At 40.1% G+C, this 12,747-nt stretch carries 7 protein-coding genes; 5 read left to right on the forward strand and 2 right to left on the reverse strand.

Going from position 1 to position 12,747, the window contains the following annotated elements; translation table 11 throughout:
* The first annotated feature begins 6 nt into the window (after positions 1-6).
* From U735_RS0109050 to U735_RS0109070, 5 genes are all read left to right on the forward strand, one after another.
* On the forward strand, positions 7-1,656 hold the full coding sequence (locus U735_RS0109050) for a RagB/SusD family nutrient uptake outer membrane protein (RefSeq protein WP_083260621.1): 1,650 nt from the start codon (positions 7-9) through the stop codon (positions 1,654-1,656).
* A 126-nt stretch (positions 1,657-1,782) separates the two neighbouring features.
* The gene (locus U735_RS0109055; RefSeq protein ID WP_083260622.1) at positions 1,783-5,169 is read left to right on the forward strand and encodes a VCBS repeat-containing protein; all 3,387 of its coding nucleotides are present in this window, start codon (positions 1,783-1,785) and stop codon (positions 5,167-5,169) included.
* A 723-nt stretch (positions 5,170-5,892) separates the two neighbouring features.
* Positions 5,893-7,299 (forward strand): group II intron reverse transcriptase/maturase, encoded by a 1,407-nt coding sequence (gene ltrA / locus U735_RS0109060; RefSeq protein ID WP_031443520.1) that lies wholly within the window; start codon positions 5,893-5,895, stop codon positions 7,297-7,299.
* Positions 7,300-7,790: 491 nt separating this feature from the next.
* Positions 7,791-9,197 (forward strand): group II intron reverse transcriptase/maturase, encoded by a 1,407-nt coding sequence (ltrA, locus tag U735_RS0109065; protein ID WP_031443520.1) that lies wholly within the window; start codon positions 7,791-7,793, stop codon positions 9,195-9,197.
* Between the two features lie 601 nt (positions 9,198-9,798).
* The gene (locus U735_RS0109070) at positions 9,799-10,155 is read left to right on the forward strand and encodes a hypothetical protein (protein ID WP_031443521.1); all 357 of its coding nucleotides are present in this window, start codon (positions 9,799-9,801) and stop codon (positions 10,153-10,155) included.
* Positions 10,156-10,247: 92 nt separating this feature from the next.
* On the opposite strand, the gene U735_RS0109075 is transcribed toward U735_RS0109070, so the two are convergent.
* Together U735_RS0109075 and U735_RS0109080 are read right to left on the reverse strand one after the other, a co-directional pair.
* Complete coding sequence (locus tag U735_RS0109075) at positions 10,248-11,399, reverse strand: AEC family transporter (RefSeq protein WP_034248126.1); 1,152 nt, start codon at positions 11,397-11,399, stop codon at positions 10,248-10,250.
* A 125-nt stretch (positions 11,400-11,524) separates the two neighbouring features.
* Entirely contained in the window at positions 11,525-12,718 is a 1,194-nt protein-coding gene (locus tag U735_RS0109080) for a pyridoxal phosphate-dependent aminotransferase (RefSeq protein WP_031443523.1), read from the reverse strand.
* Positions 12,719-12,747: the final 29 nt, after the last annotated feature.

Consider the following 12,747-nt stretch of genomic DNA (forward strand, 5'->3'; position numbering starts at 1 on the left):
AGTATAATGAACGTATCAATAAAAAAAATAATACAGTTAGGATGTACAATATTGTGCATCACAATGTGCATTAGTTGCGAAAAGGACTTACTTAATCAAGTGCCTAAAGATTCACTTACTGAGGAATTGGTATGGACAGATTCACAGGGAGCTATCCAGTTTGTGAATGCTATCTATGGGCGAATGCCTTCCGGTTTTGACCGTAATTATGGCGGTTGGGCGAAAGGATTATACATCTTGGATGGAGCCACGGATGATGGGGATGTAAGTATGGGTTGGACACATTCCAATCAATTGCAAACTGGGGATTTTCTACCAAGCAATGTGCCCTGGGGCGAAACTTGGGCAGACTATTACAACTTAATAAGAAAGGCCAATTCTGCAATAGAGAATTTAGATAGATTGGAAGACGAGAGCCTTCGCAACAAATTAAAGGGGGAAGCTTATTTTTTAAGAGGATTTATGTATCATGAACTTTTAAGGCTGTATGGTATTAAGTCTGAAGGAGGGGAGCCGACCGGTGTGCCACTTATAGATAGAAGTTTAACCCTAGATGATAGTTTCGAAATACCGCGTTCTACTTATGATGAAATTATTGACTTTATTGTTAGCGATTTGGACAATGCTGTGGCATTGCTTCCCAATAAAGGTGAAACTGATGCCGGAAGGGCAACGGTAGGCGCTGCCAATGCCCTTAAAAGTAGAGTGTTGCTTTATGCGGAACGTTGGTCCGATGCCGCAAGTGCGGCCAATGAAGTAATAGGTACGGAGTATAGCCTTTACCCGGATTATAGAACAATATTTCTTACCAAAAATAATGATGAAATTATTTTTGCCAAAAAATTCCAATATCCAGATAAACACCATCAAACCAATGCAGGGGGAACCCAAGGAGCAGGTTGGGATGTTTATAACACGCCCAATACGTTTAAAGGGACCAGTGATGGTGGTTGGGGAGGTAATTTGCCCACCCAAAATTTTGTCGATGCATATGATATGGTCAATGGGGAACCACAGGCAACATCTTCGTTATTTGATCCCAATAACCCATTTGAAAATTTGGATCCAAGATTTGAGGCTACCGTGGTACACGATGGGGCAATGTTTAGGGGCCGAGAAATTGAATTGTACGAAGGTGGCTTGGAAGGGAGTCCAGATGCTTTCATGAATACCGGCTACTTCCTTCGTAAATTTCATAATGAGGATTTGGTTATTTATTCCCAATCCAGTGATCAAGATTGGATATTTATGAGGTATGCCGAGGTTTTATTGAATTATGCTGAAGCCAAAAATGAGGCCTCAGGACCCGATCAGAGTGTTTATGATGCCATTAATTTAATTCGTGAAAGAGCAGGAATTCCTGATCTTGAAGGCGGATTGGGACAAAGTGAAATGCGGGAAAAAATAAGAAACGAAAGACGTATAGAACTTGCCTTTGAAGAACATAGGTTCTTTGATATCCGAAGATGGGGGATAGCGGAGAGTTTGTTAAACGGACCACTCTACGGTATGAGGATAGAAAAAGATGGAGACAACTATACGTATACCAAATTTGAATTTGAGACTAGAAGTTTTCCTTCTAAGCTTTATGTATTGCCTATTCCACAAAATGAGATAGATAAAAATCCTGCTGCAAAACAGATTTTGGGATGGTAGTTTTTATTTTGAAACATTAAAAAAAATAGCTACGGAAGTTTTTCGTAGCTATTTTTTATTTATTATAAAACATTATTAATGGGTCAGACCATTTAATGGTCTGAATTATCAATTCAATAGCGCTATATGAAACAGATTTTAAAATATATGTCAATATGCTTTTTTACCTTTTGTATGTGTTTATTGGGGTGCAAAAACAAGGAACCTACTTTATTTGTGGCTTTGAATAATAGTGAGACCGGAATTACATTTGTAAATGAAGTAGTTGAAACGGAAGCACTAAATGTAATGCAATATGAATACCTATATAATGGTGGAGGTGTTGGTGTTGGTGATTTTAATAATGATGGCTTAACAGATATTTATCTGACAGGAAACATTGTGGAAAATAAGCTATATCTTAATAAGGGAAGTTTCCAATTTGAGGATGTAAGCCATCTTTCAGGTGTTCAAGGTAGGGAAGGATGGAAAACGGGCACTAGTGTAGCCGATGTCAACGGGGATGGACTTCTGGATATTTATGTTTGCTATTCCGGATTGGCGACAGAGGAGGGTAGGTCCAATCAATTGTTTATCAATAAAGGAAAGGGAGATAATAATGTGCCCCAATTTGTAGATGAAGCTGCAGCATATGGTCTTGATGCAAAAGGAAGCTATAGTACACAGGCGGTGTTTTTTGATTATGATTTAGACGGGGATTTGGATATGTTTCTATTGAACCATTCTAAAACATTTTACTCCCCATTTTATAACAGTACCAAGCTGCGAAATACCAGGCATCCTTTTTTTGGGAATTCCTTGTACAGAAATGATGGGAATAATTTTGTGAATGTTAGTGAAAGTGCCGGGATCTATGGCAGTGGATTAAACTTTGGCTTAGGCGTGTCCATAAGCGATTTTAATCAAGACGGTTGGCCAGATATTTATGTGTCCAATGATTATGACGAACAAGATTTTTTATATATAAATAAAGGTGATGGAACCTTTAAGGATACAAGTAAAAAGTCTTTTGGGCACATTTCAAAATTTTCAATGGGAAATGACGCTGCCGACGTGAACAATGATGGGGTAATGGATCTAGTCACATTGGATATGCTCCCCGAAGATAATTATAGGCAAAAAATATTAAAGGGTTCTGATGATTATGATCGTTATCAATTGGCTGTAGACAGTAGTTATCACAAACAACAAATGCGCAATATGCTGCAATTGGGACAGGGACTGGATGATAATGAGTTGCCAATATTTAGCGAGATTGGGCAGATGGCGGGAATTTCTAATACAGACTGGAGTTGGTCATCATTAATAGCTGATTTTGATAATGATGGTAGAAAGGATTTATTTGTAACCAACGGCTACCTACGCGACTATACCAACAAAGACTTTATGATGTTCGAAGTCAATGAGGCCATGGCAAAGGCAAGCGCTAAGGGAAAGAGTTTGTTTGATGACAAGGGCAAGAAAGAATTTTCCAAGATTATTTACGAATTGGTAAAAAAAATGCCATCAACAAAAATTCCAAATTATATGTTCAGAAATCGAGGAGACCTTACTTTTGAGAATGTTTCAAACGAGTGGGGTTTTTCAGCGCCCAATGTATCTACAGGTGCCGCATATGTAGATCTCGATAATGATGGAGATTTGGATTTATTAGTAAGTAACACTAATGAATCATTGGGCGTGTACAAAAACAGGGTAGAAAATTTGAAAAATAATTTTATCAAAATAAAATTAAAAGGGAACGATAAAAACACTTCTGCCATTGGGACTAAGGTTTGGATTACCACTGATTCTACAGTACAGTTCTTGGAAAACTACCCTGTAAGGGGATATCAGTCCTCAGTAGATCCTGTACTATATTTTGGATTGGGAAAATCTTCGAAGGCAGATATTAGAATTAAATGGCCCAATGGGCATATAACAGAGAATACTGACATTGAGATCAATGCATTGCTGGAATACAATCAGTCCGATTCAAAACCTGACAACATCAATGGCAACGAGGTTTCCATAAAGTTGTTTAAGGAGGTTACGGATACCCTTGGTATAGAATATTCGCATCATGAAAATAACTTTGTTGAGTTTAAAGTAGATAGATTGGCCCTAAAGCAAAGTTCTAGATCTGGACCCAAGTTATCCGTTGCTGATGTAAACAATGATGGGGTTGATGATTTTTTTATTGGCGGTGCTTCAGGACAGTGTGATGAATTATTTATATCTGGACCCTATGGTAAGTACATTCAATCTACTTTGGATTGCGACAGAAAATCTATAAAAGTGGAAACTTTGGGTTCTGTGTTCTTTGATGTTGATGGTGATGGGGATAAAGATATTTATAGTGTTAGTGGCGGTAGTGAATATCCTTTAGGTTCAGAAGAATTAATGGATAGGCTTTATTTAAATGATGGATTTGGTAAGTTTACAAAAGCACCTGAAGGTGTATTGCCCAAGGCTTTTTCCAATGGTAGTGTTGTTGCTGCCGGGGATTACGATAATGATGGAGATGAAGATTTGTTTATAGGTGGAGGAAGTATGCCGGGGAATTATCCAAACGCTGCTTTGGGAGGAATTTTAAGGAATGATACCGACCGTTCAACAGGGGCCATTAAGTTTACGGTTGCTACAGATAACGTAAATCCAGAACTTCGGCATCCTGGTTTGATTTCTGATGCAATTTGGACGGATATAGATAATGACTCGTGGTTGGATCTTGTGTTGGTGGGGGAATGGATGCCAATTCGTGTATTTGTAAACCAAAATGGTAAATTATTGGAAAAGTCAAAAAAGTTAAACCTTTCAGATTCAAATGGATTATGGCAAAGTGTTGAAAGTGCTGATATGGACGGAGATGGAGATCTAGATCTAATAGTTGGGAATATCGGATTAAATATGCCATTTAAGGTGTCCCGGAAGGAACCATTGGAAGCCCATATTGGTGATTTCAGGGATGACGGTGTGTTAACCTCTGTATTTAGCTCATATATTCAAGGTAAGCGGTATCCAATAGCTTCCTTAAGCGAGATGCAAGAGGCCTTTCCTTTATTGAAGAAAAAATTTCTTAAACATTCCCAATATGCGTCGGCTACTTTGAGCGATATTTTTTCGAAAGAACAATTGGAAACATCCAAACGTTTAAGTGTTTATCACTTTGAAAGTCTTTATCTGGAAAATAAAGGAGATAGTTTTCAAATTCATTCATTGCCAATAAGGGCCCAGTTTACTGCGGTACAGGGAATTGTTGTTAAAGATTTTACAGGTGACAATATTTTGGATATCCTTTTGGCAGGAAATTATTATCCTCTTAGAGTACAGCAAGGACCTTCGGATGCAGGGAAAGGTTTGTTGTTGGAAGGTGTTGGGAACGGTGAATTTCTAGTTATTCCAAATGATAAATTTGGAGTTTTTATTAACGGCGATGTAAGGGATGCCAAAGCGCTGAAGCACCACAATAGCACAAATATTATCTTTTCAAAAAATAATGATAATATTCAGGTGATACAGTTAGTAAAATAATGGTAACAATTATAATTATCAGCATCTCTAAAACATATCAATTCAATGGGAGGAAATTTGAACTTAATTGAAAGATACTTAATCATGATCAACAGCTATCTATCTAAACTTCATTTTATTTGTATCTTTATGATACTAAAGAACATCAAATAATATCTTTAGGGTTCTTACTTGGTTTTGAGTGTGCAAATAGGTGTACAAAACGAAATAAAATTTCACAAATAACTGTAATACAGTGTTTTGGGTGTATGTAGTTAGGTCTGCCACCCCGACCAAGAAAATCCGATCACGAAAGTGATCGGATTTTTTGTGTGTGCCTAGCATGGGCGATATCTATAGGGTGCAAGTCCCGAACACGCTCTAGCAGTGGGAAGTGTTAGCCAAAAGCAAGGGTGTCCATCGTGAGGTGGAATCTGAAGGAAGCTGGAGGCAAAATCCTGGCCTGACGTACAGGAACTACATATAAGGCCAAAGTTGTCTGGATAAAGTTACACAACAAACCGAAGTCCAACACTGCTCGGAGACAACATGGTAAATGTAGCAGGTAGATGGGATGAAAGATATCGTTCTTACCTGGGGAGACCTCATGAACGTGTGGAAACAAAGTATGAAACGCGGAGTAAAGCTTGTCATGAGGGGTCAGCCGAGGTCATAGTACTTAAGTAGACTTCACTTAAGGAAGGACTGAACTTTAAGGAGTGAGCAGTAAATGAATGTTACCATATGAACGGAAGAACGCAGAAAATCTCAATACAAGAGACCTGCCCACAAAAGAACAGGACGGCATCCGAAGGCTATGTGGGAGGGCAGACGTATCTATGGATAACTGAAAATAACCTCACGGATACTAATCAATTAGGAGATGGACTATTAGAGCTGATTGTGTCCCCTTCAAATCTTAACAAAGCTTACCTACAGGTAAAGCGGAATAAGGGATCTGGGGGTGTGGACAAGATGGAAGTCGAATCATTAAAAGATTATCTAGTCACGCACAAGGACAAACTAATTGCATCCATTTTAAAGGGTACTTACCGCCCCAACCCTGTTCGCAGGGTACTTATTCCCAAAGACAATGGACAAAAGCGACAACTGGGTATCCCTACAGTTATAGATAGGTGTATCCAACAAGCGATTGCCCAAGTTCTCCCGCCAATGTATGAACCCCAATTTAGCGACAATAGCTACGGGTTCAGACCAAGGCGCAACGCCCACGGAGCATTAAGGAAATGTCAGGCGTATATCACAGAAGGCTACAAGTATGCAGTAGATTTGGATTTAGAAAAATTCTTTGACACGGTAAACCATAGCAAGCTGATAGAGATACTCTCCCGTACTGTAAAAGACGGTCGAGTGATATCACTGATACATAAATATCTCAATGCGGGAGTGCAAGTAGGATCCAAAATACGGACTAGTGAAGAGGGGGTTCCGCAAGGAGGTCCACTAAGTCCAATTTTAAGCAACATTATGTTGAACGAAATGGACAAAGAGCTAGAGAGTAGGGAGCATAAATTTGTACGCTATGCTGATGACCTTCTGATACTATGCAGAAGTAAACGCAGTGCAGAACGGACAATGGGCTCAATGATCCACTTTATAGAGGATAAACTGTTCTTAAAAGTGAATAGGGATAAAAGCCAAAGTGCCCACATAAGGAAGGTCAAATTCCTTGGATACTCCTTTCACAAAAGCAAAGGAGAAGGACGGCTACGGATACACCGAAAGAGTGTAGCCAAAATGAAAGCTAAAATAAAAGAGCTGACATCCCGTAGTAATGGCTGGGGTAATGCCCGAAGAAAAGAAGCCCTTCGCCAGTACATCACTGGTTGGGTGAACTACTTCAAATTGGCAGACATGAAGAATCTGCTTCTTAAAATAGACGAGTGGTACCGAAGACGAATCAGGATGGTGATATGGAAACAATGGAAACGGATACGAACCGGAGTGAAGAATCTTATCAAGCTAGGGGTTAAGAAATCCAAGGCTTGGGAATGGGCAAATACAAGGAAAAGCTATTGGCATACAGCTAATAGTTTTATCCTTAAGACCACAATCACCACGGAAAATCTGAGAAAAGCAGGCTATGTAATGCTGTCAGACCAATATCGAAAGGTTAGTATCAAAACTTAAGGAAGCGCCCAGTACGGATCCGTACGCTGGGTGCTGTGGAAGGTCGGAGCGGGAATTAATCCCGTTCCTCCTATCCGATGTGTGCCTAGCATGGGCGATATCTATAGGGTGCAAGTCCCGAACACGCTCTAGCAGTGGGAAGTGTTAGCCAAAAGCAAGGGTGTCCATCGTGAGGTGGAATCTGAAGGAAGCTGGAGGCAAAATCCTGGCCTGACGTACAGGAACTACATATAAGGCCAAAGTTGTCTGGATAAAGTTACACAACAAACCGAAGTCCAACACTGCTCGGAGACAACATGGTAAATGTAGCAGGTAGATGGGATGAAAGATATCGTTCTTACCTGGGGAGACCTCATGAACGTGTGGAAACAAAGTATGAAACGCGGAGTAAAGCTTGTCATGAGGGGTCAGCCGAGGTCATAGTACTTAAGTAGACTTCACTTAAGGAAGGACTGAACTTTAAGGAGTGAGCAGTAAATGAATGTTACCATATGAACGGAAGAACGCAGAAAATCTCAATACAAGAGACCTGCCCACAAAAGAACAGGACGGCATCCGAAGGCTATGTGGGAGGGCAGACGTATCTATGGATAACTGAAAATAACCTCACGGATACTAATCAATTAGGAGATGGACTATTAGAGCTGATTGTGTCCCCTTCAAATCTTAACAAAGCTTACCTACAGGTAAAGCGGAATAAGGGATCTGGGGGTGTGGACAAGATGGAAGTCGAATCATTAAAAGATTATCTAGTCACGCACAAGGACAAACTAATTGCATCCATTTTAAAGGGTACTTACCGCCCCAACCCTGTTCGCAGGGTACTTATTCCCAAAGACAATGGACAAAAGCGACAACTGGGTATCCCTACAGTTATAGATAGGTGTATCCAACAAGCGATTGCCCAAGTTCTCCCGCCAATGTATGAACCCCAATTTAGCGACAATAGCTACGGGTTCAGACCAAGGCGCAACGCCCACGGAGCATTAAGGAAATGTCAGGCGTATATCACAGAAGGCTACAAGTATGCAGTAGATTTGGATTTAGAAAAATTCTTTGACACGGTAAACCATAGCAAGCTGATAGAGATACTCTCCCGTACTGTAAAAGACGGTCGAGTGATATCACTGATACATAAATATCTCAATGCGGGAGTGCAAGTAGGATCCAAAATACGGACTAGTGAAGAGGGGGTTCCGCAAGGAGGTCCACTAAGTCCAATTTTAAGCAACATTATGTTGAACGAAATGGACAAAGAGCTAGAGAGTAGGGAGCATAAATTTGTACGCTATGCTGATGACCTTCTGATACTATGCAGAAGTAAACGCAGTGCAGAACGGACAATGGGCTCAATGATCCACTTTATAGAGGATAAACTGTTCTTAAAAGTGAATAGGGATAAAAGCCAAAGTGCCCACATAAGGAAGGTCAAATTCCTTGGATACTCCTTTCACAAAAGCAAAGGAGAAGGACGGCTACGGATACACCGAAAGAGTGTAGCCAAAATGAAAGCTAAAATAAAAGAGCTGACATCCCGTAGTAATGGCTGGGGTAATGCCCGAAGAAAAGAAGCCCTTCGCCAGTACATCACTGGTTGGGTGAACTACTTCAAATTGGCAGACATGAAGAATCTGCTTCTTAAAATAGACGAGTGGTACCGAAGACGAATCAGGATGGTGATATGGAAACAATGGAAACGGATACGAACCGGAGTGAAGAATCTTATCAAGCTAGGGGTTAAGAAATCCAAGGCTTGGGAATGGGCAAATACAAGGAAAAGCTATTGGCATACAGCTAATAGTTTTATCCTTAAGACCACAATCACCACGGAAAATCTGAGAAAAGCAGGCTATGTAATGCTGTCAGACCAATATCGAAAGGTTAGTATCAAAACTTAAGGAAGCGCCCAGTACGGATCCGTACGCTGGGTGCTGTGGAAGGTCGGAGCGGGAATTAATCCCGTTCCTCCTATCCGATTTTCCAACGCGTAGTGCTACCAGGCACTTAAGCGGAGGAAAACAAAAAATACGGACAGGCGCCAGCCTGTATCGGATTATCTTAAGCCCCGATCCCCAAACAGGATCACCGAGCAGAGTGAGGTAATTCTGATTGCAGTTGGCCTTGTACCAAGTATGATGCCGCCAGGCACTTAAGCTACGGAAACAAAAACTATAAATAAGTACTAGCCTATGTAAGGATTTTATAGGCAACAATCCTGTTAAAGGTTTATGGAACCCATTAAATGAATTTCTAGTAATTGCTTCAATATATTTTTAGACCCTTTTTCTCAAAATATTTATCTTCCAAGTTTGAATCTATTGACTAAGCCAAACCTAAGAAAACCTGACGATTCGTTAGCTTTTTGCCTGTATTTTGCATATTCGTATTTTGTAATGTTAAAATTTATTAAATCTATAATATTGACGGCCTTTATTGCGATATATTTAATAAGTTTGAGTAGAATTAGTTAAAAAAATATATTCAAAACATTCTTAAAATATGAAAAAGTCAGTATTTATTTTGATGGCTGCAATGTTGTTGAACGTAGTTCAAGTATTTGCAACCGATCCCCAAAAAGGAGAAGCAAAACCCGCGAAGGCGGTTACAACCCAGGTTTTCCAAATGTTGAGCGATAATATTATTCCCGATGAGATTCGTGGCGCAACGGCAGAGATACGTGTTGCCTTGGACAACGGTGATTATTTACGGGTTCTAAGTGTTAAAACAGAAAACGAAGCATTGGAAACCTATATTCGAAATAGTATCGATTTCCAAAAGGTTACAAAAGGAACTTTCGAGCAAGGGGTGATATATCGTATTCCTTTGGAGGTTAGTAAAAAAGGAAGTATCCTTTAAGCTGGTCCAATTAAATAATAGTAAAAGGCCCCTGAAGGTATTTCAGGGGCCTTTTTATTTTTAGAAAAACTCACAGTACTTATTAAGAAGTATTAATTATTTTCCGATGAATGTGCATTGGTATTTATTCCAAAAAAGGTATTGTAGTTAACAACTTCCTCGGACTTGTTGCTCCTTTTCAGTTTAGTGATCAAATAAGGAATATAGGTGACAGCCACCATTATGATTCCTGTAACCGTTAGCACTACTGGGTTCACAAAAAAATCGCTGAAAGAAAAAATACTGATGATCAAAATAGTGGAAAACGGCATGGAACAAGCCAAAATATTAACTGCAAAGTTAATATCGAAAGTAGGCTTCTTCTGTTCGTCCTTTTCCTCCAATGTACTTACTGCACTCATATGGGCAAACGGCCAAAAACTGCAGGCACTTTGTGGGAATACCACAATTAATAAAATCATTGGGGCAGCCAATGCTGGAAAAAGGAACACAAAAATAGCCGATAGTAAAAAGGTGATTCCGGCACGTCTCATCAAAAGTGAAAAGATAAAGCCGAATTCCCTAAATTTTATACGTACTGCCATACCAATAAAAAGGAGCACCAAAGGTGTCATAATCAAGCTCATTTTAACAATGGTATTCTCCAAGAACTCAGGAAAGGAGCTAAGGCTAAGTCCGAATCCCAATAGTACCAGAGCTACTATTATAACCAAGTTAATAGGTTCATTCAGCATTGAAAGAAACAGGCCTTTTAACTTGCTGGAAGTAGTTGCAACCAAATCTTTGACGGCCCTGGCATGATACCAGTGCATCCCTAACATATACAAAAGGATAAGGACAAAGATTTTGTTCCCCAAGTCTGCCAATGCGGCCAAGGCCAGATATTCATCGCCCAAGTAGACTATGATAAAGGGAAAACAGGAGAGGCCTGGTGCCAAAGAGGGGAGGAGCATTGTCAATGTTCTTTTTTTGGCTCCTTCATTTTTAGGTAATGATGATGCCAATAGGTATTTGGTGGCTATGGCCATTATAAAATTAAATACTAGGGCCATCAGGGGGAAAATCAATAATGACCCTTTGAGTTCTATTTTTAATAGGGCTACAAAAATTGTAGCTGGCAATGCCACACTCAATATCAAGGTCTTTATCCCTTTTAGGTCATCCTTAGCTACCTTTTTTTGTAGTAATAGACCCAGACCTATGATCAGTAGGAGTTCTAATGTTTTTTGTAATGCATAATTCATATTATAAGTTCTTAATAATTCGCTATTCCGTTCGGGGGTTTCCGTAATAAAAAACCCAACAGTAGTTGGATCATAGAAAGATCTTTACGGCCCTCCTATTGATCCAACCTGTGGGTAAACTCAACTTAAACCAATACTTTTTCCAACGCTTTTGTAAATAGCTTCATTTCCTCCATGGTACCCATACTTACACGGCACCAGTTCTTGCCCATGATCTCGAAGGCACGAACACCTACTTTTTGGGCAGTCATTTTTTCCAGGAATGCCTTTCCTTCCATTTCTATTGGGAAGATTATGAAACTTGTGGAAGACGGAATGTACTCAAAGCCCATTTTATCCAAGCTTTGGTAGACATATTCGCGACATTCAGCGTTAAGCTTTCTGGATTTGTCCTGAAAGGCTACATCATCCATACTGGCAGTAGCTGCAAATATGGAGGTGTAAGCAATGCCCATACCCCCGCGGGTAACTTTTTCAAGTTTTGCAAGAGTAGATTCCTGTGCCACGATATATCCCACCCTAAGGCCGGCCATACCGTGTATTTTTGAGAATGTACGGGCTATTATAACGTCTTTGCCTTCATTTATTAGAGACACCATACTTTGTTTGGCACCATCCTCTAAAAAGCCCATATAGGCCTCATCCACGAAAATGGGAACTTTTTCTGATACCCTTGAACAGAAATCCACCAATTCAGCACTATCGGTCATTGCTCCTGTAGGATTGTTAGGATTACAGATGTATACCAATTTTGTATCTGCGTCAATGGCAGCTTCCATGGCTTTTAGGTCATGTGACCAATCTGCCTTACAGGGAATTGCCTTCCAAGAAGCACCTGTGGCCTCCGCAACGCGAATCAATGACATATAAGTTGGGTCTGCGGATACTACATTGCCACCGTTTGCAAATAGGACCATGGCTGTTTTTTCCAAAAGATCTGATGATCCCGGTCCCATCATAATATTCTTGATATCCACACCTTCTTCCTTAGCAATTTTGCCCATCAGGTCAAAAAGTTCGTACCAGGCATAACGATTGCCTTTAAAGGCTACTTTCTGTAAGGCTGAGATTGCCTTAGGGGATGGACCGTAAGGGTTTTCATTAGCATTCAATTTGGCTTCCAATACCGGCATTTCGCGACTAAATGCCGGTAAAAATTCCTTAAAAAATGGAGTATAAATGGCATTTCCCTGGGCATCAAGTGCCAAAGGTGCTTTGGGCATCTCGGAAATTCCGAAACTCAAATGGGGCATTACCATTGCGCCTGCAGCTGTCAAAGCACCCCTTTTTAACCATGCTCTTCTGTCTAATGTTTTCATAATGTTATTGTATTTAAGTTTATGAGTTT

It is taken from the genome of Arenibacter algicola (assembly GCF_000733925.1).
GTDB lineage: Bacteria > Bacteroidota > Bacteroidia > Flavobacteriales > Flavobacteriaceae > Arenibacter > Arenibacter algicola.

Bases quoted from the DNA above. Each gene is read 5' to 3' on its own strand.
- U735_RS0109050 (WP_083260621.1), top strand. From the start codon at position 7: ATGAACGTATCAATAAAAAAAATAATACAGTTAGGATGTACAATATTG.
- U735_RS0109055 (WP_083260622.1), top strand. From the start codon at position 1,783: ATGAAACAGATTTTAAAATATATGTCAATATGCTTTTTTACCTTTTGT.
- ltrA (WP_031443520.1), top strand. From the start codon at position 5,893: ATGAACGGAAGAACGCAGAAAATCTCAATACAAGAGACCTGCCCACAA.
- ltrA (WP_031443520.1), top strand. From the start codon at position 7,791: ATGAACGGAAGAACGCAGAAAATCTCAATACAAGAGACCTGCCCACAA.
- U735_RS0109070 (WP_031443521.1), top strand. From the start codon at position 9,799: ATGAAAAAGTCAGTATTTATTTTGATGGCTGCAATGTTGTTGAACGTA.
- U735_RS0109075 (WP_034248126.1), bottom strand. From the start codon at position 11,399: ATGAATTATGCATTACAAAAAACATTAGAACTCCTACTGATCATAGGT.
- U735_RS0109080 (WP_031443523.1), bottom strand. From the start codon at position 12,718: ATGAAAACATTAGACAGAAGAGCATGGTTAAAAAGGGGTGCTTTGACA.